This window comes from Pseudoalteromonas sp. SG45-2, from assembly GCF_014164115.1.
In the GTDB taxonomy this organism is placed as follows: domain Bacteria; phylum Pseudomonadota; class Gammaproteobacteria; order Enterobacterales; family Alteromonadaceae; genus Pseudoalteromonas; species Pseudoalteromonas distincta.
In genome coordinates this window covers 18,462-43,522 of sequence record NZ_JACJEO010000032.1, presented here as the reverse complement: position 1 = coordinate 43,522, position 25,061 = coordinate 18,462, and the positions used below count along the sequence as shown (strand labels likewise).

At 39.0% G+C, this 25,061-nt stretch carries 25 protein-coding genes and 1 riboswitch; of the genes, 9 read left to right on the top strand and 16 right to left on the bottom strand.

Going from position 1 to position 25,061, the window contains the following annotated elements; all coding sequences use genetic code 11:
- Positions 1-156: 156 nt before the first annotated feature.
- From H5116_RS18660 to H5116_RS18645, 4 genes are all read right to left on the bottom strand, one after another.
- Complete coding sequence (locus H5116_RS18660; protein WP_086993855.1) at positions 157-624, bottom strand: YHS domain-containing (seleno)protein; 468 nt, start codon at positions 622-624, stop codon at positions 157-159.
- A gap of 137 nt (positions 625-761) precedes the next feature.
- Positions 762-1,208 (bottom strand): DUF2147 domain-containing protein, encoded by a 447-nt coding sequence (locus H5116_RS18655; protein WP_149603205.1) that lies wholly within the window; start codon positions 1,206-1,208, stop codon positions 762-764.
- Between the two features lie 155 nt (positions 1,209-1,363).
- Complete coding sequence (locus H5116_RS18650; protein ID WP_182716812.1) at positions 1,364-3,073, bottom strand: DUF4153 domain-containing protein; 1,710 nt, start codon at positions 3,071-3,073, stop codon at positions 1,364-1,366.
- Between the two features lie 61 nt (positions 3,074-3,134).
- Positions 3,135-3,833, bottom strand: coding sequence for a tRNA1(Val) (adenine(37)-N6)-methyltransferase (locus H5116_RS18645; RefSeq protein ID WP_182716811.1), 699 nt, complete (start codon positions 3,831-3,833; stop codon positions 3,135-3,137).
- Positions 3,834-3,908: 75 nt separating this feature from the next.
- On the opposite strand from H5116_RS18645, the gene srmB reads away from it, so the two are divergent.
- Positions 3,909-5,135, top strand: coding sequence for an ATP-dependent RNA helicase SrmB (gene srmB, locus H5116_RS18640; RefSeq protein WP_002961405.1), 1,227 nt, complete (start codon positions 3,909-3,911; stop codon positions 5,133-5,135).
- A 273-nt stretch (positions 5,136-5,408) separates the two neighbouring features.
- Entirely contained in the window at positions 5,409-5,729 is a 321-nt protein-coding gene (locus tag H5116_RS18635) for a BON domain-containing protein (RefSeq protein ID WP_002961403.1), read from the top strand.
- Between the two features lie 577 nt (positions 5,730-6,306).
- Here H5116_RS18635 and H5116_RS18630 read toward each other — a convergent pair.
- Positions 6,307-7,263, bottom strand: coding sequence for a mechanosensitive ion channel family protein (locus tag H5116_RS18630; protein ID WP_182716810.1), 957 nt, complete (start codon positions 7,261-7,263; stop codon positions 6,307-6,309).
- Positions 7,264-7,383: 120 nt separating this feature from the next.
- Positions 7,384-8,163, bottom strand: coding sequence for a peroxide stress protein YaaA (yaaA, locus tag H5116_RS18625; protein ID WP_002961399.1), 780 nt, complete (start codon positions 8,161-8,163; stop codon positions 7,384-7,386).
- A gap of 225 nt (positions 8,164-8,388) precedes the next feature.
- Here yaaA and tal point away from each other — a divergent pair, with 225 nt between their 5' ends.
- Together tal and H5116_RS18615 are read left to right on the top strand one after the other, a co-directional pair.
- The gene (gene tal / locus H5116_RS18620) at positions 8,389-9,339 is read left to right on the top strand and encodes a transaldolase (protein ID WP_002961397.1); all 951 of its coding nucleotides are present in this window, start codon (positions 8,389-8,391) and stop codon (positions 9,337-9,339) included.
- Positions 9,340-9,552: 213 nt separating this feature from the next.
- Positions 9,553-9,741, top strand: coding sequence for a DUF3545 family protein (locus tag H5116_RS18615; protein ID WP_002961395.1), 189 nt, complete (start codon positions 9,553-9,555; stop codon positions 9,739-9,741).
- An 87-nt stretch (positions 9,742-9,828) separates the two neighbouring features.
- On the opposite strand, the gene ung is transcribed toward H5116_RS18615, so the two are convergent.
- The 8 genes from ung to H5116_RS18575 all read right to left on the bottom strand — a co-directional run bounded on the left by ung (position 9,829) and on the right by H5116_RS18575 (position 17,660).
- Complete coding sequence (ung, locus tag H5116_RS18610) at positions 9,829-10,491, bottom strand: uracil-DNA glycosylase (protein WP_024604200.1); 663 nt, start codon at positions 10,489-10,491, stop codon at positions 9,829-9,831.
- Complete coding sequence (locus H5116_RS18605) at positions 10,488-11,348, bottom strand: cobalamin-binding protein (protein ID WP_182716809.1); 861 nt, start codon at positions 11,346-11,348, stop codon at positions 10,488-10,490. Before H5116_RS18605 ends, ung begins: the two co-directional genes overlap by 4 nt.
- Complete coding sequence (gene cobO, locus H5116_RS18600) at positions 11,348-11,947, bottom strand: cob(I)yrinic acid a,c-diamide adenosyltransferase (RefSeq protein WP_182716808.1); 600 nt, start codon at positions 11,945-11,947, stop codon at positions 11,348-11,350. The genes H5116_RS18605 and cobO overlap by 1 nt, the downstream gene beginning before the upstream one ends.
- The gene (locus H5116_RS18595; RefSeq protein ID WP_182716807.1) at positions 11,940-13,424 is read right to left on the bottom strand and encodes a cobyric acid synthase; all 1,485 of its coding nucleotides are present in this window, start codon (positions 13,422-13,424) and stop codon (positions 11,940-11,942) included. Before H5116_RS18595 ends, cobO begins: the two co-directional genes overlap by 8 nt.
- A gap of 4 nt (positions 13,425-13,428) precedes the next feature.
- Positions 13,429-14,433, bottom strand: coding sequence for an iron ABC transporter permease (locus tag H5116_RS18590; protein WP_182716806.1), 1,005 nt, complete (start codon positions 14,431-14,433; stop codon positions 13,429-13,431).
- 1 nt (position 14,434) lies between these two features.
- Positions 14,435-15,247, bottom strand: coding sequence for an ABC transporter ATP-binding protein (locus tag H5116_RS18585; RefSeq protein ID WP_182716805.1), 813 nt, complete (start codon positions 15,245-15,247; stop codon positions 14,435-14,437).
- Between the two features lie 245 nt (positions 15,248-15,492).
- Positions 15,493-15,627, bottom strand: a riboswitch (cobalamin riboswitch).
- A gap of 61 nt (positions 15,628-15,688) precedes the next feature.
- Positions 15,689-16,621, bottom strand: a complete 933-nt coding sequence (locus H5116_RS18580) for a porin (RefSeq protein WP_002961381.1) — start codon at positions 16,619-16,621, stop codon at positions 15,689-15,691.
- Positions 16,622-16,787: 166 nt separating this feature from the next.
- Positions 16,788-17,660 (bottom strand): LysR family transcriptional regulator, encoded by an 873-nt coding sequence (locus tag H5116_RS18575; protein WP_024596245.1) that lies wholly within the window; start codon positions 17,658-17,660, stop codon positions 16,788-16,790.
- 91 nt (positions 17,661-17,751) lie between these two features.
- On the opposite strand from H5116_RS18575, the gene H5116_RS18570 reads away from it, so the two are divergent.
- Entirely contained in the window at positions 17,752-18,126 is a 375-nt protein-coding gene (locus H5116_RS18570) for a DUF413 domain-containing protein (RefSeq protein WP_024596244.1), read from the top strand.
- A gap of 84 nt (positions 18,127-18,210) precedes the next feature.
- Positions 18,211-19,446 carry a response regulator gene (locus H5116_RS18565; protein ID WP_024605056.1) on the top strand — a complete coding sequence of 412 codons (1,236 nt, stop codon included), beginning with the start codon at positions 18,211-18,213 and terminating at the stop codon, positions 19,444-19,446.
- 16 nt (positions 19,447-19,462) lie between these two features.
- Here H5116_RS18565 and rarD read toward each other — a convergent pair whose 3' ends face one another.
- Positions 19,463-20,380 carry an EamA family transporter RarD gene (rarD, locus tag H5116_RS18560; protein ID WP_039488332.1) on the bottom strand — a complete coding sequence of 306 codons (918 nt, stop codon included), beginning with the start codon at positions 20,378-20,380 and terminating at the stop codon, positions 19,463-19,465.
- Positions 20,381-20,431: 51 nt separating this feature from the next.
- Positions 20,432-20,887 carry a thioesterase family protein gene (locus tag H5116_RS18555; protein WP_024596241.1) on the bottom strand — a complete coding sequence of 152 codons (456 nt, stop codon included), beginning with the start codon at positions 20,885-20,887 and terminating at the stop codon, positions 20,432-20,434.
- A 133-nt stretch (positions 20,888-21,020) separates the two neighbouring features.
- Here H5116_RS18555 and recQ point away from each other — a divergent pair, with 133 nt between their 5' ends.
- The 3 genes from recQ (at position 21,021) to H5116_RS18540 (ending at position 25,015) form a co-directional block, all read left to right on the top strand.
- On the top strand, positions 21,021-22,844 hold the full coding sequence (gene recQ, locus H5116_RS18550) for a DNA helicase RecQ (protein ID WP_024605058.1): 1,824 nt from the start codon (positions 21,021-21,023) through the stop codon (positions 22,842-22,844).
- 7 nt (positions 22,845-22,851) lie between these two features.
- A complete protein-coding gene (locus H5116_RS18545) occupies positions 22,852-23,136 on the top strand; it encodes a DUF3630 family protein (protein WP_002961372.1) in 285 nt (94 codons plus the stop codon).
- Between the two features lie 169 nt (positions 23,137-23,305).
- Positions 23,306-25,015, top strand: a complete 1,710-nt coding sequence (locus tag H5116_RS18540) for a BamA/TamA family outer membrane protein (RefSeq protein ID WP_033021578.1) — start codon at positions 23,306-23,308, stop codon at positions 25,013-25,015.
- The last annotated feature ends 46 nt before the right edge of the window (positions 25,016-25,061 follow it).

Genomic DNA, 25,061 nt, shown 5'->3' with positions numbered 1-25,061 from the left:
CATGGATGTAGGTAAGGGGCGTGAGCAGGACGCGGAAGCTTTGCTCGGTTTTTACTTAGCCCACTAGGTTACAAATCTCGCGCCGCGATTAAATAGCCCCTAGTTTGAACAAATTTTAATCCGCAAAGTTCAACAGACTCTAATAATATGAGTAATTTATTGAAACGTCATAACATTGGTCGTTTGTGGGTAATATCCATCAGCCATTACAATGTACGGCAATAAATTACTTAACCATTTTTGTTGTACGCTTTGGCTGTAATTTAAGTAAAGCTTACCTTCGTGAATATAAAATGCTTCTGGGTCAATCCCTACGGCATTCCCCTCATCAGCCATTGCATAAGCGCACCAGCCACCGTATTGCGGAGCATAACGCTTTGGGTTTTCTGCAAATGCCGTTTTGTTTTCTTCACTCGAAAAATGCCAGTCGGCACCTAAATAACTAAACGTATATTTGTCATTGCCTTTAATGGCTTTATTTTGGGTAAAATAAGCAACACTGTCATACCCTTTAATAGCCGTGTTATTAAACCAACCCGTGTTTACAGCATCATCCTTTGCGTTTGCCGCACCGCTTATTAACAGTGTGCTAAGCATTATTAAAGCAACTATGTACTTAATCATATTTTACCCTTTTATTTACTCAAAGTTTTATGCCAATTAAATATGGCAGGCTTAGTGAGTAAGAAAGGCAAAGCGTAAAAATGATTTCAGTTAATGCTTAATTATTTAACGTTTAGTAATTAAGTAAGTAGTAAAACTTACTCTACTCTTAGCCAATATTGGTTTCGGTAAAAAAAGCCAATGTAACCGCGCACTTCGAGCTTTTTACCTTCATCTTGCGGGGTTAGTTGTAAAGTGTAGGTTTTACCATTTGTTGGGTCGAGTATTTCACCGTCTCCCCATACGCCATCATCTTGTGCTTTTACATCGGTGATTATGGTCATTCCTAAAATAGGCTGATCTTTTAGCTCATCATCACACTTACTGCATATATCATTTTGTTTTGCAGGGTTAAGAATGGTTTCAACTTTGCCGCTTAATACACCGTTGGTTTGGGTAATACGTACATACGACTTAGCTTGGTTTGTATCCTCGTCAATCGTTTTCCAAAGCCCTACAGGCGTAATAGCAGCAAACACACCTTGGCTTGCAAAAATGGTGGCTGCTAACGTGCTAAGTAATGCTATTTTATTTAACTTTTTCATTGTGTTGTCTTTAAATCAAGTGACTAATTACTTAATCATAACAGGTGATTTATAAACACACTACCAAAGCGCCCCACCTAAAATAACAACAAACCTAAACTAATAATCATTAGTTTAGGTTTAAGGATCTGTAGCATAAAAAACAAAGCAACGTATTACCTTACTTTAAAAACAACATCCCCTATTTTTAGATTTGAATATTCAGGCTCAACTAAAGATAATTCGTTATTATCAATCATGCTTTTAAGGTATCTAATCTCTTCAGGATTTTCGACATTCATATACTTTGAGCGCCACTTACCCATGTAGAATAACCAGAAATATGCGGATATATTTTCATTACTTTCGTCAATCACTATAAAATCGAGTTCATCATCTTTGTTTAAATCCATGCCAATGAAATAGTAAGTATGTTCTTTTAAAGAGTTACGATCGTAAAAATGTTGTTCAGAAAATACTGCCTCTATTAAACCTTGAGGTATTAGCACTTGTGATGGCCAAAATACACTGCGCTCAATAAAATCATCGACTGTGTGTTCAAGCGTTAAAGCAAACTCATTATTTACATACATCCTATCGATGATAGCGTATTGCTCTGGGTGACTCGTTTCAATTTTCTGTTTTAATAACTGCATAGCTAAATAACCTTGGCGACCTAAGCTGTGCTCAAAATAGTAATAGTCAAACTTTTCTATTGTTACTTTATCTGCATCTAAACGCGCTATTTGGCTGTTTGTAGATAAGCTTTGAAAATTTAATAAAGGGGAGTTAACAGCAAGCATACTAACGAGCACCACCCACCCCATCACAATATTTATTTTGCTAAGCGGCTCTAGCCAATTGTCTCGCTTTGTTATAATTCCAACAAGATAACTAAACGAAAAACACGCCAATAAAAACCAAATCAAAATGCCCCAACAACGATCTACTGTTAGCCCATGCTGCTCTACCCGTAAGTAAATTCCATAGGCAGAAATAACACTATAAACTGGAAGTAACGCAACGCTTATAAAAACGAGTCGGTGCAAGAGCATGTGATAAGGGCGAACTGATGAGTCATCTTTATAAACAGTGTTAACAAAAAACAACGTGAGCACCTGCAGCCACATTACTAATAAACTGCCGCTTCCGGTCTCCCATAATTTATTGAGTCCGGTAAAAGGAAGTGTTGCTAAAAAACCGAGAGAAATAACTGATAAAACAGGCAATAAAAACTTAATTAAAGTTTGTAGTAAAAAAGCGATATTATCTTCAATGTTCAAAAGCTTTCTAAATATGACACTCGCAAAGGCAAATGCGAGCGTTAAGGTTGGGATCCAAAACCATTCATTTCTTAGTAGCTCAGAGAAAAATTCTATATCTAAAATATCAAATAAAGCCGCACCTAAATTTAGAATTCCCCAAAAAATAAGTACAAACAGCCAGCATTCTCCAAATATTATAAAATTACGCCAAGAGAGCTTAAATAAACGACTGTAACTAACATTTTCTGAGCTACCAAATTGTTGTATGTACATAAGGCCTTTAAAGCCAGCTATTAAACTAGTAAAAATAAAAACTGACATTAAAGTGTTATTACTTACGTACTCTTGAGGCTCTTGCTGAAAGCCAACATACGCCCCCAATAAAGATAACAACAATGAAAAAGGAAGGATTAAAAGCAACGACGTTTTTATATTATTTTTATTAACGGTCATTAGCATTAATAAAGGAAAGCTCATAGAAAATGTAATAAGTGAGACTAACAATGTAGGGCTTGTTGCTGGCCACACATTATTTTCTATACTGCTATACAAAAGGGTAAGAGCAATAGCCTGTAATACGGCAAGTATAATTATAAAAGATTTTGGTAACTGACTATCCATATCTGTTCTCAACAATAGGTTTTAGTCAGTTTGCGTTATTCGTTCCTATTTTACAATTGCTTTACATTTTCAAATAAAATGCTTTGCACAGAGCTATATAATCAGCGGTGTAGGTATTATCTAAGTTTCTAATACACAGAATTGATGTTTCTAAATCGCTTTTTACGTAGCTAAATGCCATTAAACTGCGGCTAATATCTTTATTAGGCGTGGCTTTTACTTGGCAATGAGCATTTAAATAAAGCCCATTTTGAGTAGCAAGCTCAATAAATAATGCGCCTTCAACGCTTGGGAGTATTAAGCTAAAGCGAGAACCACTATGGCTTAAACGTTTAAACGCATTTATTAACTCTTCAAAACTTAAGCCGTCGGTATGGCGCGCGGTATTACGCGCAGCATTATCGCCTTTTAAACTGTGATTAAAATACGGTGGATTAGAGATAACAACATCAAACTTAACTTCACTACTAAAGCTTTGAATAGTTTGGTGCTTAATACTTATTGTTGGCCACGGACTATTAGCTACATTTTGTAATGCTTGGGTATAGGCGCTTTCGTCAATTTCTACCGCAGTTATATCAAGCTCATTACTGCGCTGCTTACACATTAATGCTAATAAGCCGGTGCCTGTGCCTATATCAAGTAATGACTTTGCACCGCTTAAATTAGCCCATGCGCCAAGCAAAATGCCATCGGTAGAAACTTTCATTGCACAGTGGTCGTGTTCAACTTTAAATTGTTTAAATACAAAACCAGACATTTTTTCACCTTTTCATTCACCAAGCGCAGCATAGCGCGTATAATCAGGGTAATTGTCCCTTATTTTAGACACTCTATGCAATTTTCTGAATTTGATCTTGATAACAAGCTACTCGATGCCATTAATAAAATGGGCTACGAGACGCCAACCAGCATTCAACAACAAGCTATTCCTGAAGCACTACAGGGGCGCGATATTTTAGCATCTGCGCCTACTGGTACAGGTAAAACAGCGGCATTTTTAATTCCGGCTATTCAGTACTTACTGGATTTCCCACGTCGTGATCCTGGTTTTGCGCGCGTCCTCGTTATGACCCCGACTCGTGAGTTGGCTTATCAAATTCATGAACAATGTGAACTGCTAGCTAAACGCACACACCTAAAAATTGGTGTAGTAACAGGCGGTATTAACTACGGCACGCATAAAGAAATTTTCGAAAAAAATAACGATATTTTAATCGCCACACCAGGTCGATTAATGGAATACCTAGAAACCGAAAACTTTCATGCTGAACACGTAGAAATGCTTATTATCGATGAAGCAGATCGCATGTTAGACATGGGTTTCAAAAAAGAAATGAGCCGTATTTGTGACGAAGCTAAAAATCGTCGCCAATGTTTTTTATTCTCAGCAACACTCGAAGGTGACAGCGTAGAAAGGTTTGCTGAAAAAACATTAAACGACCCTGCTCTATTAGAAGCTGAATCGTCACGTAAAGAAAAAGCTAAAATTCACCAGTGGGTACATTTAGCCGATGACTATCATCATAAACTAGAGCTTTTAGTAAATACCTTAAATGGTCCAGACGTGACTAAAGCAATTGTATTTGTTAAAACCCGTGAGCGTTTAGAAACACTGATTGGCGAGCTAACCAATAATGGCGTTAAAGCAGCTTGGTTACGCGGCGAAATGCCACAAGACAAACGTATGAAAGCCATGGAAAACTTCCACAGTGGTAAAACACGTATCTTAATTGCTACCGACGTAGCTGCACGTGGTATTGACGTATCTGACATCAGCCACGTTATTAACTTTGATATGCCGCGCACTGCCGACGTATACGTACACCGTATTGGTCGTACTGGCCGTGCTGGTAAAAAAGGGATTGCAATATCGTTAGTTGAAGCACACGACATTGGTATTTTGTATAAAGTAGAGCGCTACGTTGAACAAAAACTAAAACGCCGTGTAATTAAAGGTGTTGAGCCACAGCATAAAGAAGCTAAGCCGCCGGCTAAAAAGCGTAAAGATCCAGTAAAAATGAAAGCCAAGAAAAAGGCCAAGGTTAAAAAGAAAAAGTAACCTAACATATTTTTATTCTAAGCCGACTTTTGTCGGCTTTTTTAATGCAAGCCTTACAGGCTCTGGTGTTTGTACCTGTTACATATGTAACCCAAGCATGTAACTCATACTCATTTAAATGTAATTTTTGCCCACCTTAATTTCCACTTAATAAAATTATCTTATATTTCATAGCGTTAATATTGGCACCGAAATTGTAACTACAAAGATAACCTAGCCGATGGAATTTCCATTTTGTGGCTGCACTATTCACCGTAATGTAAGGATTAAGTTATGAACCGCTTCAAGTTAACTATCGCTTTAGTATCATTTTGTTGTTTATTTTTATTAGCTTGCGCTACAAAGGTAAGTGCAGCAACCAATATGGCCGTAGTAAGCAGTGTAGCCACTCAACCTAACCTACAACAAACTATCACCAACACCCTACGAACTAACCCTAACCTAGCGTTAAGTGATATTCGTGTGCAGGTAAAAAATGGTGAAGTAGATTTATACGGTGAAGCACAAACTGGTTTTCAGCGCGCACTAGCTCAAAAGTTTTTAGAAAATATAGATGGGGTTAAAATCATTCGTAACAAAATTAGCGTTATTTAATACGCACCACAAAACCTATTTGTATAACTAATTCATAAGCGCGGCTTGTTACTCCAACACAAGCTGCGCTTTTTTATATTCTGTTTTAAGGCAAATTTTGCAGCTGTGAAAAAGATAAAATAAAGCCTAAGCAATACGATTATTCCTCCCCCTAAAACGATAGCTCACACTTATACTTAAGAAGATAGATTTAGAATTGACGCTAGCGTGTTTGTCTTTGCTCTTTTAACCCTTAAGTTAACCCAATTGATACTGAAAAAGCTTACACAGATTCTTTAGCCGACCTAACGGGCTTAAAAAGGATGATTTATTTAGTTATTGAAATAGATGAGAGCGTTTTTTCAGAGTGTGCAGCAAAGGCAGTAAAAAAATCGCTGGGTAAACACTACTTTTACTTGTTAATACTCCCATGACCAAACGCAACTAATCTGAATTAATATTCAATAAACACAAAACTAGGTATTTAAACTTTTAGCTAATAATCCGTTTATAAAAAAAGCGCAATTTTACTCTGTAAAAATGCGCTGCTGGTAAGTAACTATTTCCCAATGCTTTTGCCTAATGAGTTTTAACTAAATTACTCACTTTGGCTAGAGTCAGCACCGTCGCTACTGTCTTTATTGGATGACTGCTGGCTTATTTTATCGCTTATCATGGCATCGAGTTTCTCACCGCCTTTAATACCAAAATCTAAAGTACGAATTGGGAAAGGAATACTAATATCAGCTTCGTCTAATGCTTGCTTAACGGCAACAACACCTTTGTGGCGTACCGTCATAAAGTCAGGCTCGCCTGGGTATTTAATCCAAAACCACACCAGTAAGTTAATGCTGCTGTCGCCAAAACCTTCAGCGTATACAGCGGTTTCGTCTTTACGTATTACAAAGTCAAATTCGTTAATTTTATCGACTATAACGTCTTTTGCTTTTTCTATGTCGTCGCCATACGAAATACCTACAGGTACTTCTATGCGCCTTATACCTAGCGTAGTGTAATTTTTTAGTACATTTCTAAATAAGACTTTGTTTGGTACAAGTATTAGTTGCCCGTAAAAGCTCTCTATTAGCGTGTTACGTAGGTTTATAGAATGCACCGAACCAAACACATCATCGGTTTCTATTACATCACCTGTTTTAAATGGCTTACGTACACCCATTGCTATACCTGCAATTAGGTTTTCGGTCATGTCTTGAAACGCAAAACCAATGGCTAAACCCACAATACCCGCACCAGCAAGTAGCGAAGTAACGGTGCCTTTTAAGCCAACAAAATCGAGCGCTATAAATAAACCTATGCACAACACAATAACTTTAAATATTGACGCCATTAAATCGGCAATTTGCGTTGAGTCGAGTGAGCGGTGTAATACGTTTTTCATCAGCTTGCCAGCAAAGCGTGCCAATATTGAAAATACTATGGCAATTACAATTGCCACTATAAAATTAGGGATATGGCTGATAACAACATCAAACCACCCTCCGAGCTTTTCCTCTATTAGCTTTTCGGCTTCGCCAACTGACGGAATACTGATCATTTTGTTTGCACCTATTTAATTAATAATCTCATTAATATTAGATATAGTTGCAAATATAACGCCAGTATCAAAAAAGCCATGCAATGCATGGCTTTTCAATTGTTTATTTAAGCTTATGACCTAATTTTGTTCGTCGCGCATAAATACCGGCTCAAGCTCTTTAACTGTTGCCTCAGGGCTAAAGTAATAACCCGCCACAGTAAACTCTTTAAGTTGGCTTAATTGCGTTACTTTATTTTCGATAATGTAGCGCGCCATCATGCCGCGTGCTTTTTTAGCGTAAAAGCTAATTACCTTGTATTGACCGTTTTTACAGTCTTTAAAGTGTGGGGTAATAATTTGTGCATTTAATGCTTTTTTATCTACCGCTTTAAAGTATTCGTTTGAAGCAAGGTTAACTAAGTATTGCGCGTCTTGTGCTTTTAATACGTCGTTTAGTTTGTTCGCTATTACGCTGCCCCAAAACTCGTATAAGTTTTTGCCACGCGAGTTTTCAAGCTTGGTGCCCATTTCAAGACGGTAAGCTTGCATTAAATCAAGTGGTTTTAATAAGCCGTATAAGCCAGAAAGGATACGTAAATGGTTTTGTGCGTAATCAAGCTCGCTAGCTTTAAGCGTGCTTGCATCTAAACCGCCGTATACATCGCCATTAAAGGCAAGCACTGCTTGTTTAGCATTACTTTGTGTAAACGGCTGCGCCCACTCGCTAAAGCGTGCTGCGTTAAGCCCAGATAGCTTATCGCTAATTTTCATTAAACTGCCAATTTGCGCTGGTGTTAGTTCACGGCATACTTTCATGAGCTCTTCGCTGTGCTCTAGTAATTCAGGCTGAGTGAACTTGTCTGTTGCGGGTGGCGTTTCGTAATCAAGATTTTTTGCAGGTGAAATAACAGTGATCATAGTTAGCTATTGACTTGTAATTTATTTAGTGTCAATTTCAACATTAAATGAAACGAAAAGCACGTTTTGTTTAAATAAATCCTCTCTTAATAACCCATGCACTGCCGTTTTTCTATTGATAAGGACATAAGACCTATCAAGCATTGTCACACTGTTGCAGTATGGATTGTATATATTAAGAGTGATTAGATTTTTCTTTTAACTTGCTTGGAATGAGGAAAGCAAATGACTTCAGCTCTACAAAGGCTAAAACAACATTCATCTATCGTAGCCGACACTGGTGATATTGAAGCTATTAAAAAGCATCAACCAGAAGATGCAACTACAAACCCGTCGCTTTTATTAAAAGCGAGCGAGATTGAAGCATATAAGCCTTACCTAGATAAAGCTTGGAGCTATGCAAAAGAAACCGAGCAAGAGCCAGCTAAACAGCTTGAACTAGCATGTGATTACTTTGCCGTGTTACTTGGTAAAGAAATTAGTGAGATTGTACCTGGTTATATTTCTACTGAAGTAGATGCACGCCTTTCGTTTAATACGCAAGCGACTATTGATAAAGCACATACTCTACTTAGCCTTTACGAAAAAGAAGGTGTAAGCAAAGATAAAATTTTAATCAAAGTAGCGTCTACGTGGGAAGGCATTAAAGCCGCTGAGCAGCTAGAAAAAGAAGGTACTAAATGTAACCTTACTTTACTATTTAGCGATGCCCAAGCTCGCGCATGTGCCGATGCAAACGTATTTCTAATTTCGCCATTTGTTGGTCGTATTTTAGATTGGCATGTTGCTAACGGTATGGAAAAACCAACCGATCCGCTACAAGATCCAGGTGTTCAGTCTGTACGCAGCATTTTTGAATTTTACAAACGCCATGATTACAAAACAGTTGTGATGGGTGCAAGTTTCCGTAATACAGGCGAAATTATTGCTCTTACTGGTTGCGACAAGCTAACTATTAGCCCTAATCTTTTAGAAGATTTAGGTAACCTTGAAGGCGCACAGGAATACTTGCTAGAAACAGATATTCCTAAAGAGCCAAAACCAGAGCCACTTACAGAAGCGCAGTTCCGTTGGTTACATAACCAAGATGCTATGGCTACTGAAAAACTGGCTGAAGGTATTCGCTCTTTTGCTGATGCACAAGAACAACTAGAAGCGCGTTTTAAAGCAATGTAATTTGCTATAATCGTGTTTTAGAAAACGTCGCAATAGCGGCGTTTTTTTATGCCTAAAATTGGCTACTTCTCTATTTAACCTTCATATAATCTTCGTATAAACCTTCATCAATTAATCACACTTATGTAACATAACTGTCACTTTTTTATTCTATTTTAACTAGGCCTGTGGTATAGGTATTCTTGAGGTCAATAAAATCAATAGGAGAAGTTCATGGATAGCCTAAACGATATATTAGAGATATTAGAAGGACCAGATACAACAAGAAAAACCTCTCAAAAAAATAAAAAAAGAAAATGGCGTGAAATAGAAGCAATAAAAGACAAACAGCGCCTACGTAAAGAACTACAAGAACTAGACTACTTTACAGACAGTATTGCAATTGATGAGCTCGATTTTTAATTCAATACGCCCCAACTAAACAAAAAGGCTTCCAGAATCTGGAAGCCTTTTTTAATGGTTTAAACAATTTGAGTTCTTTAGAATAAATTAGATTTGCCAGTTAATTAGCTTATCTTTTTGGGCTTGCAATAACTCATTCGTTTGTGAGAAATGCTTACAACCAAAAAAGCCTCTATGCGCCGAAAGCGGCGATGGGTGCGGCCCTTTTAAAACATGATGGCGAGCGCTATCTATGCCTTTACCTTTTTTTTGTGCATGTGCCCCCCATAAAATAAATACCACACCTTCGCAGTGCTTATTAATATGGGCAATTACATTATCGGTAAATTGCTCCCATCCTAAATGCTTATGTGAATGCGCTTGCCCTTGCTCCACGGTCAATACTGTATTGAGTAAAAACACGCCCTGATCTGCCCAGCTTTGCAGGTAACCATGCTCAGGAATAATAAACCCGCTGATATCGACAGCTAACTCTTTGTACATATTTTTAAGCGACGGTGGCAGCTTTTTTACATCAGGCAATACCGAAAAACACAAGCCATGCGCTTGCCCTTCCCCGTGGTATGGGTCTTGTCCTAAAATTACAACGCGGATGTCATTAAGTGCGGTGGCATCAAAAGCACTAAATACTTGAGCTTCAGGCGGGTAAACAGCAACACCTTCATTGCGGCGATTAGCCACATACTCTAACGTTTGCTGCATGTAAGGTTGCTGTAATTCACTTTCTAAAAATGTAGCCCAATTGCTCATTGTGTACTCTTAATCTGTTTACGTGATGCGTCTATTTTAACACACATATCCGCGAGTCCATCTAGCATGCGCGGAGTAAAACGATGTAATAAATCGGCATTTACGCTAATAAATTGATCATTTTTAACTGCTGGTACTTCTGGCCACTTTTGCCAATTAACAACCGGCTGTGGTGTTTTTGATTTTTCATCAGGGATAATAATAACTTGCGGCTTAGTAACAATAACATTTTCGATACTAATTTGCGGATAATCTGTAACGCTATCGGCAAATACATTACTTACATGGCATGTTTCAATCAGCTGATTTATCCATGTGTTTTTACTTACTGTCATCATGGGCTCAGCCCATAACTGATAAAATCCGGTAATATCTTTTTTATCTTGCTGGCTTTTAACAATCGCGTTTAGCTTTTGTGTAAATGCATTTGCCGCTTGTTGGCTTTGCTCAATATTCCCTGTAAATTCACCAAAAGTAAGTAACTCGTGGGCTACACCCGCGATTGTGGTGGGATTACTCAAATACACTTTTATACCTAAACGCTCTATTTGGGCTAAATCTTCGCTTTGATTTCCGCTTTTCCACGCAATAACTAAGTCGGGTTTAAGCGCCAATACTTTTTCAAGCGAGATGCCGTAATACCCCCCTATGCGCTCAATACTTTGGGCTTCACTTGGGTAGTCGGCGTAATCAACCGTGCCCACAATATTATCGCCCGCCCCTATGGCAAATAGGTTTTCGACAATGTGCGGTGCAAGCGCGATTATTCGCAGTTTTTTAGAATCATTAGCCAGCTCTGCAAGTGCACTGCCCGATACACAAAAAAGCAGCACCCCAATAAAAAACGCTTTAAACATTAGTAATCAAACCCTTCGAGCGCTTTTATGCCTGAGTCGAATGCATGTTTTACATTACGCACTTCACTTACTGTGTCGGCAAGGTCGGTTAAAGTACGATGTGCTGCACGCCCTGTAATAATAACTGACTGCATGGGTGGGCGGTTATTAAGGGTTGTTACTACTTCATCTAAATCAACGTAGCCGTAAGTCACCATATACGTAAGCTCATCAAGTAATACTAAATCAATACTGCTATCAGCAAGCATACGTTTTGACTCTTGCCATGTTGCCTGCGCGGCTGCAGTATCGGCTTCTTTATTTTGCGTATCCCAAGTAAAACCGGTGTTCATTACAACAAACTCAACACCTGCACTTTGTAATAAATTACGCTCGCCACATTCCCACGTACCTTTAATATATTGGCAAACGGCTGCTTTTTTACCATGTCCAACGCAGCGTGCTACAACGCCAAAGCCTGAGGTTGATTTACCTTTACCATTACCGGTAATTACCTGAAAAATACCTTTTACATCTTGTGCGGCGGCAACACGTGCATCCACTTGTTCTTTTACTTTTTGTTGGCGCTGCTTATGCTTATCGTTGTTTTGTTCAGTCATTATTGTACCCTTCATAAATCGAGATAATTTGCTGTATGTTTAAATGCGTTTCGCACATGGTTGCTAATCGTTCTAACTGCTGCTCGCGGTGAGCGGCAATACTAATTGGGTTAATTGAGGCGCTTGGTTTTACCCATTTTAAAATTTGCGATGTAGCATCGGCTTCATCAAATAAGCCATGTAAATAAGTGCCCGCAATGGCGTTATCATCGCTAATAAAGCCATCAAACGTAAAGCCATGTGGGTGGCTTTCATCAAAGGTTAAAAATGGCTTATTAAGCGCTGCACCTTGGCTAATCCCTGCATGTATTTCGTAACCACTACAGGGTGTTGATTGGTTATTTAAAAGCAGTGTAGCGGTTATTTTAGTTAATACTTTTTGTGTTGTTAGCGTGGTTTCAAAATCGCACAGAGCAAGCCCATTTACTTGCTTTAATGATGACTCAATACCATCTGGATCATTGAGCGTATTGCCCAGCATTTGCATGCCGCCACAAATGCCAAGTACTTTACCACCATAGCGTAAGTGGCGTTTAATTTGAGTGTCCCAACCTTCATTTTTCAAAAAGGTTAAATCGCCCAGCACGTTTTTACTGCCTGGAAGAATTATCAGATCAACTTCTGGGATCGTTTGCATATGGCGCACGTAATTTATATTAATGTTTGGGTGCAAACGCAGTGCATCAAAATCGGTGTGGTTACTAATGTGGGGTACAAGCAGCACTGCAATATTAATTGAGGCGTTGGTTACGTTATTATCAATTGCGACGGCGTCTTCAGCATCAAGCGCAAGGTCGTGTAAATAAGGTAATACGCCAAGTACGGGTTTGTTTGTGTATTCTTCAAGCCAATCAAGCCCGCCTTGCAGCAAACCTATATCGCCTCTAAAGCGGTTTATAACAAAGCCTTTTACGCGCGCCTGTTCTGACTCGCTTAACAACGCAAGCGTACCTACCAAATGTGCAAACACACCACCTTTATCAATATCAGCAATTATAATTACTGGGCAATCTACCTCTTCGGCGTAACCCATATTGGCAATATCGTTTTCACGCAGGTTTATTTCAGCAGGGCTACCTGCCCCTTCAACAAGGAGTAATTCAAAGCGTTTAGCTAAGCGGTTATGTGAGGTAATTACTGCATCCATCGCCGCTTTTTTATAGTCGTGATATTTGCCCGCTTCCATATTACTAATGGCTCTTCCGTGAATAATCACTTGTGCACCAGTATCGCTATTAGGTTTAAGTAAAATAGGATTAAAGTCTATTTCTGGCTCTACTTTAGCTGCTATTGCTTGCAAAGCTTGCGCACGACCAATTTCGCCGCCATCTTTTGTTACTGCGCTATTGAGTGCCATATTTTGTGGTTTAAAAGGCGCAACCTTTACCCCACGCTTAGCAAACACCCTGCAAAGGGCAGCAACTAAAGTGCTTTTACCAGCATCTGATGTAGTGCCTTGCACCATTAAGGTTTTCATGGAATTACACCCTTCGCTTTCTAAAAAACAATAAACTCAAAAAGAACACGCTACCAATAGCTGCAGTAATAACACCTACGGGCAGTTCTTGGTTTTTCAGCAATGAGCGCGAAAGTACATCAACCCACACCATAAATGTACCGCCCACCAAGCTGGTTACCAGTAAGCCAGCGATGGTGCCTTGGGATATAAAAAAGCGCACAATATGCGGCACCATTAATCCTACAAACCCAATACCACCACACATAGCCACCAGCACAGCGGTAATTAATGAGCTTAAAACCAGCATAAGTATTCTAAAGCGCTGAACCCTCACACCTAATGTAATTGCGCTTTCATCGCCCAGTAACATAGCATTTAGCTGCCTTCTAAAGCTCAGCATTACAAACGTACACAATGTAATTACCAATAAAGGCAACCAAAGCGTAGCCCACTGCGCACGCGAAAAGCTGCCCAGTGTCCAAAATAAAATAGCGGCTACCGCCTGAGGGTCGCTCCAATAAAGCAGCAAGCTGGTAAATGCACTAAATAAAAACGACAGAGCAACACCAGCTAATAACATTGATTCTACCTGTGCACTTTGCTGCCTACCTGCAATAAGTATTAATAAACTCATGGCGAGTAAGCTACCCAGCAATGCTGCTGCCGATAACATAAAACCTGCGCTAATACCTGCTAATGCCATAAGTAACACCACCCCAAATGAAGCACCCGACGATATACCAAATAAGTAAGGATCGGCTAAAGGGTTGCGCGTTACCGTTTGTAAAATAAGCCCCGCAATTGCTAAGCCAGAGCCGGCTAAAAAGGCGAGTAATGTGCGTGGCATTCTTAGTTCAAAAATAATACGCGAATTAAAAGACGCATCATTTGAGAGCAAAAAACTATTAAGTACGTCTTGAAGTGAGGTCTCTGCTGCACCAAAACTAAGTGCTGCAAATAAACTAAATAAAGCAGCCGCAGCACTGATGAATAGCGCAAGTGAGTGGCGAGTATTAACTGCGCTCATATTATTCGTAACCATAAAAGTAAGTGATATGAGGGATGCTATTTCCCGACTTCGATATTTGCGGGTGATTATTTACTTGGGCGCAGACACCAAAAACGTCGCCTAGCATGTTTTCGGTTAATACCGCACTTGGCGTGCCTGTATGTGTAATTTCACCATTTTTAATAACCACTAGTTCATCGCACATTGCAGAAGCTAAGTTTAAATCATGAAACGATGCAAACACCGTTACACCCAACGATTTAGCAAGCTCCATTACCTGTATTTGGTATTTAACATCTAAATGGCTAGTTGGTTCGTCCATTATTAACAACTGAGGTTGCTGAACTATGGCGCGGGCTATCAAGGCACGTTGCTTTTCTCCACCCGAAAGTGACTCAAAGCTTTGATCGCTATGATCTGCCAACCCTACAGTGTTGATAGCTTGGGTAATTTTTTGTTTATCAATGTTAGTTACTGAGCTAAATAGCGATTTATGAGGCGTTAGCCCAAGTGCAATAACATCAAATACGCTTAAGTTAAATTGCGACGGGGTTTCTTGTAAAACAACCGCTACTTTTTTTGCGTACTCATCGCTTTTTAGCTGCCAAATATCGGTGTTGTTAAACTCTACAACGCCATCACTGGGTTTATTAAAACGATATAAACAACGCAATAAGCTCGATTTACCTGCGCCATTAGGTCCAATTAAACCAACAAATTTACCTGTGGTTATTTTAAGGTTTATTTTTTTGAGGATCGTTTTATTGCCAATACCCCACGATACGTTTTTAACGTTTAGTAATGGTATATTTAATGGCGTTTGAGTGTGCAATAGTCAGTCCTAGACGGGATTAAACTCACTAAAATGCGATAAAAATACTAATGCACTACAAGAAAAAATGAGTAAACCCGCTCGTTAAAAGAATTTATACCAATTGCACTAAATTAGTGATTTATTATAGCGACAAAGAAATAGCTTAATAACAAAGCGGAAATTATGACATATACTTGTTCTATATGAATAATTTTTAACGAAGTTAGTAAGTTATTTAATTCGCTAGAAAGATCATGTTTTTAATAAAATTGGTATTATACCATTTGTATCTGACTTAAAGCTTTGCGCTAATTACAGTTGCGGGAACAGTCGAGGACTCGCACCTCATTCCAAATGAAGCTCTATTATGGGCGGCTAAGTAAATAATTTAAAGCAAAAAAAACCGCACTCAAAAGAGCGCGGTTAAAAAGGGAGTGTTTTAACTAATTTAGCGAATAGTTAAAACTTGTATTCCATACCTAAGCCTACGTAGTCTTGGTCAACGTTGTTGTCCATGTCGAAGCTTGAGTAAAAGCCAAATACTTTAATGTTTTTATTTAATTTGTGATCAAGACCAACTGATATTGCTGACTTATCGTCGCTGTCGTCAAAGTCCATGTCTTGGTATTGTACTTTAAATGTGTTGTTACCCATGCTGTAAGCTGCATTTAATAGATAACCATCCGCTTCTGCGCTGCCGTCAACTTTTTCTTGTGTTTGGTACATTGCACCTAACTTAAAGTTTTCAACTTTACCTTGGATTGACGCGCGTACTACATCGTAGCCATTTACTTCACTATCGGCTGCGATAGAGGCATATACTGCGCTCTTTTTAAGTGCCACGTCACCGTAAGTAACCGCCATTGAGTAACCGTTATCAGCGTCTACATCATCTTCAGCTACAAAAGTAGCAAGTACTTTAAAACCTTCGTATGAGTTTGATGAATAACTAACAGTATTCCCTAAACGGTTTTCACCTTTAAATACATTTTTAATATCGCCTTCAAGGTCGTTAAACAAGTCTAACTTACCTTGAGATTGTTTAAGCGCAGTATCGTTACGACCAATAACCACTTGGCCAAACGCACCTTTTAAACCAACGTATTGGTTACGCGCAGAAATATTGTCGTCGTTATCGCCTTTTGAATCAGCATCAGACACATCAACTTGAAACTCAAACTTATATACCGCTTCTAAACTATCATTTATTTTTTCAGAACCTTTAACACCAAGACGAGATGCATTACTTTTTATCTCAGTAAAAGATCCTTCGCCGTCATCAGATGATTGCACTGTTACATTCGCTTTACCGTAAATGTCTACATCGGCAAGTGCATTAAAAGATAAACCACTTAATAGTGCTAAGCATAAGCTCGATTTTACAAATTTCATGTTATTTCCTTGGATAATCACAAAAGACTAATTTTTAAAACTGCTGCATTTTGTCACCGCTAAATGACAGTAATATTACAATGGAAATATTAATGTCTTTTTTTATTAATAAAAATGCATTAAATTTGAAATCAAAATAACATGAAAGCCTAATAAACGGCCGAACTTACTTACTTTTCTTTAATGACAAGCTTGGGGTCATTTGCGATAGTAAATTAACTAAGGTTTCTATTAACTCTTTTTGCTCGTTGTCTCTGTGATACGCTATAAACACGTCTCGCGAGGTATTTTCTACATCTTTAACATGAAACAGTTCACCTTTTTCTAAATGCCCTTCTACCAATACTTGAGGTATAAATGCACTGCCGCCACATTGCAGTATTAAATCAAGTGCAATACGTCCTGTGCTGGTTCTAAAATAAGGCGGTGTTTTACCGGTAAACTGACGCGCATGCCAAAGTGAGAAAGTAGTTCCCCAATCAACATATACATACTGATTATCAAAAAAGTTTTCGTTCGTTGCAGTGTCGTATCCGCTTACGGGAATGATTGGCAACTCACAGATTCGCTCTACCACTAGCTCGTCTACTTTTGGTGGATCAAACAATATTGCCAAATCAAGCGTGCGTTCTAATAACAGCCGAGTGCTTTCTTGTTGTGCTTTAACTTCTGCGACTAATGACACGCCCGGCATCGCTGATACAATATTTGTTATACCAAACTGTAAAAAAGCATCCCAAATATTGGGCGTTCCTGCTAAGCTAATTTGCTTATGCATATTATCGGCAAGCGCAACATCCACTTTGGCGCGTTGCATGCCCGTAATAATCATTTGTGCATGGGGTAATAAACGCTCGCCAGGTGCTGTAAGTTGAATGTTATTACGCTGGCGAATAAACAAATTAACACCAAGTCCTTGCTCTAATTGGCGAATTCTAAAGCTCACTGCAGACTGCGTAATATAAAGGTTTTCGGCCGCTTTACCAAAGTGACGCGTACGCACTACCTCAACAAATGTTTTTAATAAATCGATATCCAATTTTTTATCCTCACGATAAAAATAATTTGTTTAATAAATTGCCAAACTTGCATCATACTCCAGCTAATTACTAAGGTATGAGGATAAAGCTATGAGCAATAACATTTCATTACTACGCCAAGCATTTGTTAGCCAACGTCAATTTTATGATGATCAAAACTTTCCACGAGGCTTTAGCCGCAGCGGAAACTTCACCTTATTAGAAGCCAGCATACTTGAACAACACGGAGTTGTTTTAAAAGGCTTATACAGTAAAACAATTGAGCCGCAAAACGAACACCAAGAACAGTTTGTAGCAGTCGTAACTGGCTCACAAGAACCTACCAACCCAATCGAACGAGCTTGGGTAAAATACTTAAAACTAACGACCTGCAAAACTAAGTTTCATACTTTATTTGGCCGTTCAAAAATGTCGAGCCCGGCGCCGATTAGCCAAGAGTATTATTCAGAAGCGGATAATCTGTAAGTATTTAAGTTATTTGCTTTTTTGCGTTTTAACAGTTACAACTTGTATAAGCAAATATTTTTGCAAAATATATAGGGTTGTTCCGTGACGCGAAAAATACTAATAGTTGAAGATACACCTGCCATGGCGCGAGTGCAAAAGCACATCGCGCTTAAGGCTGGTTATGAAGTTGATATAGCTGAGTCATTAGCGCAAACAAAAGAGCTTATAAGTAAAAATAGCTATTTTTGCGCTGTAGTTGACTTCATATTACCTGATGCCCCATTAGGTGAGGCAATACCTTGTACTATTAATGCAGACATTCCAACTATTGTAATGACGGGCAATATTGATAAAAAAACTCGCGACACTGTAGAAAAATACCCAATCATCGATTACATCATTAAAGAAAATAAACAAGCTTATCAGTACCTCGAAAAACAGTTACAGCGCCTGCCTCGCAACGAAAATGTAAAAGTACTCGTTGTTGACGACTCTAAATCGACCCGACGATACATTTGTAGTTTATTAGTGCGCCATAAGTATCAAATTATTGAAGCACAAGACGGACAAGAAGCGTTAAACCTGCTTGAAGCTTCACCTGATATTTCAGTTATTATTACTGATAATGAAATGCCCAATATGAATGGCGATGAACTATGTAGCGAGATTCGCCGCTTATACAGCAATGATGAAAAAGCTATTATTGGTATTTCGGGTTCTGACTCTGTAGGGCTTTCTAGTTTATTTTTAAAAAATGGCGCAAACGATTATTTGCACAAACCTTTTAATAGCGAAGAGTTTTACTGCAGGCTTAGTCAAAACGTCGATATGTTAGACCTTATAGCCACCATAAGGCGACAAGCCAACACGGATTATTTAACTAATTTACCAAATCGTCGTTACTTTTTTGAAGAAGCTGAAAAATCATTAAAGCAAATAAAACATACTAAAGGTGACGGTGCTTTAGCTATGCTTGATATTGATCACTTTAAATCAATTAACGATACATACGGACACGATGTTGGCGACGAAGTATTAAAAGGGCTCTCTATTTGCTTCAGTAAATACTTTAAAAAGCACTTAGTAGCGCGCTTAGGTGGTGAAGAGTTTGCAGTTTATTTTATAGATGCAGATAAACAAGAAGCCCTTAAACGCCTTGAAGGCTTTAGGTATTTTATAGAAATGAATAGCCAAGAGTTTAGTAAAGCTAAAATAAAATTCACCATTTCTATTGGCTTTGCAAACGGGCCTGTTTATCAAATTGATGAACTTTTAAAACAGGCCGACTTAAAGCTTTACGACGCTAAAGAATCTGGTCGTAATAAAGTAGTTAGTTAACCATTTTATTAGTTAATTATACTTCTGCGGCTGTAATAGCCGCTTTTTTACGTTTGCGTGATTGATGGTAAGAGTCCCAACTAAAAATAGCCAGTGCACTCCAAATACATGCAAATGTTACTACACGCTCTGCATCAAACACTTCACCATAAAACACCACAGCTAGTATAAACATTAAGCTTGGCCCAATGTATTGAAAAAAGCCAAGTGTAGTATATTGCAAACGCTTAGCTGCACCGGTAAAACACAGCAGTGGTAATGTAGTTACAATACCTGCACTAATCAGTAGTACATTAGTATGCCAATCATTAGCTGGCAGGCTTGATGTTGCTGTAGGCACCATTAACCACCAATAAATAAGTGCGACAGGCAGTAATATAAGTGCTTCGAGTAAAATGCCAGGCAAGGCTTCAACCGGTAACTTTTTACGTAATAAACCATAAAGTGCAAATGATATAGCCAGTGAAAAGGCAACTACCGGAAACGAGCCAAAACTAATTAGCTGCAGCACTACACCGCTAAAGGCAAGGGCTACTGCTACGCCTTGGAACTTACGCAGGCGTTCGCCTAAAAAAAGCATACCCAGTAATACATTTAAAAGAGGATTTATGTAATAGCCCAAGCTTGCATCAAGCATGTGGTTATTATTTATAGCCCATATAAATAAACCCCAATTAAACCCAAGCAGTGCAGAGGTGATAACAAGCATAAGCAAAAGCTTAGGTTGAACGATAATGCGTTTAATTTTACCCCAATACCGTAAAACACTTACTACCAATACTAAAAACACAACCGACCAAATAACCCGATGCATTAAAATTTCAAAAGCAGAAACATGCTGAATCAACTTAAAGTATATTGGCGCAAGGCCCCACATTAAAAAAGCAAGACAAGCAAAAATAGCACCTTTACGCTGCTCAGTATCAATCGACATAATACACACTTAGTGATTTAAAAGGCCGCTAGTTTACTTGCCATACGCGTTTTATCCAACTAAATACGTGCCGGTTCCAAAAGCAATTTGAACAGACTGTTCGTTATGTAATTCCATTCTGCATACACATACTTTATTACCTGAACGAATAAGTGTTGCGCTGGCAGTAAAGCTCTCTCCTTTACCTGGGCGCAGATAATCAGTACGTAAGTCGATAGTCCCAAGTGTGGCTAATTTTGTTTGCACGCTTGTAATATCTAAATCGGTGAGTTTATCAATTACACTTGCTGCAGCGAGCATACCGCCTACATTATCAAGTACGGCTGAAATAACACCACCATGGAGTATTTTTTGCGCAGGATTACCAATTAGTACATCCTGCCACGGGAACGTAATTTTGGCCTGTTCAGGGCTTAACGACTCAACCGATATTTGTAAAAACTGGTTAAACGGCATGCCATTTACAAATAACGCACCTACTTGTTCAATTAACATTTCTTTATTCATTATTATTCTCTATGTCAAAACAGGTAAGATGAGTAAAGCATACATAGTGTAAAACTACGAGACTCCACTTAAATAATTTATCAAGTAACTCAGCTAAAGACATCTCACTAAAAAACCACTAAAATACCCGCCAATGAATACATCAACTCCACCTTCTAGCACCCTTGTGCGTAAACCCGAAACTGTCCTCAAACAAGTGTTTGGCTACAGTGAATTTCGCGACGGTCAAAAAGCAGTTATTGATGCCGCTATTAACGGTCAAGACTCGCTTGTATTGCTTCCTACTGGCGGCGGAAAATCGGTGTGCTACCAAATCCCTGCTTTAGTACTCGAAGGCGTAACCATTGTTATATCTCCGCTTATATCGCTAATGCAAGATCAGGTAACGCAACTGCAAGCTCTTGGGGTAAAAGCCGCTTACGTTAATAACAGCTTAGCACGAGAAGAACAGCAATTGGTGTATCAACAGCTTCATCAGGGGCAAATTAAGCTCTTATATGTGGCGCCTGAAAAAGTATTACAACACGAATTTTTAGAGCGTTTATCGCATTTAAATGTGAGTTTATTTGCTATTGACGAAGCGCACTGTGTGTCGCATTGGGGTCATGACTTTAGACCTCATTACTTTCGCTTAAACGAATTAAAGCAACGTTTTGCACATGTCCCAATGATGGCATTAACCGCCACCGCCGATAAAGCCACACGGTTTGATATAGTTGAGCAATTAAAACTACAACAGCCTTATATTCATACTGGCAGCTTTGATCGCCCCAATATTCGTTACACCATAGAAGAAAAATTTAAACCTATGGTGCAATTGCTTCGCTACCTAAAGGAGCAAAAAAGCCAAAGCGGTATCATTTATTGCACCAGCCGTAAACGCGTAGACGACATTGCTGAAAAGCTTGCAGATGCAGGACTAAACGCTGCCGCTTATCATGCTGGTATGAGTAACGAGCAACGACAATTTGTACAAACCGGGTTTGCCCGTGACGATATACAGATAGTGGTCGCAACCGTTGCTTTTGGTATGGGCATAAACAAGCCTAATGTGCGTTTTGTACTGCATTACGATATTCCAAAAAGTATAGAGTCGTACTATCAAGAAACTGGTCGAGCTGGGCGAGATGGACTTGCCGCAGAAGCTATAATGTATTTTGACCCAGCTGATATAGGTCGCGTAAGGCGCTTTTTTGAAGACATAGACGACGAACAACGCCGCCGCGTAGAAGAACAACGCTTTAACGCAATGGCAAGCTTTGCCGAAGCGCAAACATGTCGTCGTCAAATATTACTTAACTACTTTAGTGAATATCAACGCGAACCTTGTGGCAACTGCGATATTTGCTTAAATCCGCCAAAAAGCTTTGATGGTACGTTAGTCGCTCAGCAAGCACTTTCGTGTGTGTACAGAGCGGGACAACGTTTTGGACTTGGTTATATTGTTGAGTTACTTCGCGGTGCAAACACGAGCCGCATCCGCGATAATAATCATCATGAATTAAGTACCTACGGCATAGGTAAAGATAAAAGCAGTGAGTTTTGGCTCAGTATTTTACGCCAACTTATTCATCAAGGCTTACTTAGCCAAGATATAACACAAGGTGCGTCACTTAGATTAACAGAAGCCGCGCGTGTAATTTTAAAAGGTGAATACGCACTGCAATTAGCCGAGCCACGCCTGCAAGCCAAACACGTTTATCAAGATAAGTTAGCGCAATTTAATTACGACAAAAAACTCTTTGCTCGCCTGCGCGCACTTCGTAAAGAACTTGCTGATGCCGACGATGTGCCACCTTATGTAGTATTTAATGATAAAACGTTAGCCGAAATGGCGCAGCTTATGCCAACAAACGACAGTGAATTTTTAAAGGTCTCAGGTGTTGGTTTTACTAAGTTAAATAAGTACGGCGGCGAATTTTTAACGGCAATTCGACATTACCTAGCTACTAATTAAGAGCATTATGACCCAAATAGAATATGACCATACACACAAATGTATTTTGATTAATCCCATTGAGCTACCAAACGATGAAGACTTTGAGCTGTGGAGTACATTATTTTTACACTCAGACGAAGTAACACTCAACGAATATTCTGCAGGCGCCGATCGCCATCAAGTTCGCTTTACCTATAATCATCAAACCTTTAATTTAAACTATGAGCATTACAGCCAAAGCATCTGGATTAATGCCGAAGGTCATGAAGCTGAACACTTACTCGCCGCTTTAGCATTTTATTTAAGCTAGCTTTTAATGCTTAGCGCATAGGTCGCTGCAAACCAGCTGGCTATTAACAAAAGTGAATATGGGTAACAATTAATTAATTTCAAAATCCATACCTTTTACTTACATTATAATAACAATGATGTAAGCTGATATTACGATAGTCATTTGCTACGTAGCAGTAAGAGGTTTAATGGTGAGCAAGAAATGGATAGCACAATGTTGTATTAGTTTAACGGTTTTAAGCTTTTATGTGCCTAATACGTTCGCACAACAATCTTCAATGAAAACTGATAACTGCCTTGTAGAACAGACAGATTTAAGCACAAATAAAAACCTACGCCGAGAAGTTCAAGACAAAACAACCCTCACGCACAGTAATAGTAACGCTAAAATAGCCTCAATAAAGCTCAAGCAACTTAATGTATTTAATACTGAGCTTGAAGAGGAAAATATTGCCCTATTCCGTTTTGCTAATCGCGCTCACATTCAAACAGAGCCCGATGTCATTAATAACCTTTTATTATTCTCCCCAGGTGACAAGTACGACGCTAAAAAGCTCGCAGAATCAGAGCGTTTACTTCGCAAAGAAAGCTACTTATATGATGCACAAATTAGTGCTACCGAAAACTGCGACGGCGACGTTAATGTAGAAGTGGTTACCCGTGATTTATGGACACTTTTACCTGAAGTGAACTTTAGTCGAAGCGGTGGAGAAAACAAATCGAGTATAGGTTTTAGAGAATCTAACCTGCTTGGGTGGGGTAAGCGCCTTTCTTTTTCGCGTACCACTGACAGCGATCGCAGCGGTTACTTATTTGTTTACGACGATCCGAATATTTTATCTACTCGCTACCGAGGCCGTTTAGAGTACGCCGATAACAGCGACGGCAAGCGCCATTTGCTTGAGCTAACCTATCCATTTTACGCAATTGACACCCCCTTTAGTTACGGTATTTTAAGCTATTCTGAGCAGCGCGAAGAGTCACTATATAAACGCGGCGAAGAGTTTAGCGAATTTGATCAAACTACCGATTTAAACCGTGTATTTATAGGACACTCTAAAGCGCTTAATAATAATTGGACCCAGCGACTAACGTTAGGCTATACCGATGAGCAACATACCTTTGAAGCTATAGACACTACATTTGCACCACTTGCCGATGACAGAAGTTTAAGTTACCCCTTTATAAGCGGCCATTGGTTTGAAGATAACTACATAAAGGTACGCAATTTTGACAGTATATCTCGCACTGAGGATTTAAATTTAGGTTGGAATATTAAAAGCTTAATTGGCTATTCAGATGAGTCATTAAGTAATGACGACAGCCGCGCGGTGTATTCTTTTAACTTTAAAAAAGCCCACTTTACTAACGATAATACTTTATGGCGTTTTAGTGCTGATATTGATGGCTATTGGAATAAAGAACAGAAAAAACTCGAAAACTTTATGGCCACCAGCCAAGTACAATATTATTTAAATACCAGTGAAGACCAATCTTGGTATGTTAAAGCCCGCGTGCAATACGCCAAAAACCTGACTGCTGATCAACAGCTTACTTTAGGTGGCGAAACAGGCCTGCGTGGTTACCCTATGGATTATCAACATGGCGACCGCAGCTTTTTAGTTAATTTAGAAAAGCGCTATTACTGGGAGTACGATTTACTGCAACTATTTAAAGTGGGTGGCGCAGCTTTTGTAGATGTAGGCAGAGCATGGTTTAACGATGAAGATAACGGTGAAAATGCACATGTATTGAAAAATGTAGGCGTTGGTCTGCGTTTGGCACCGAGTCGCGCAAACTCAGGAACCATGATCCACATTGATATTGCCGCCCCTGTTGATAGCTACGATGATGTAGACTCAGTCCAGTGGCTAGTAAGCGTTAAAAACACTTTTTAAATAATACAAACACGTTAAACTAATACCAATTGCATTAAATTGTTAT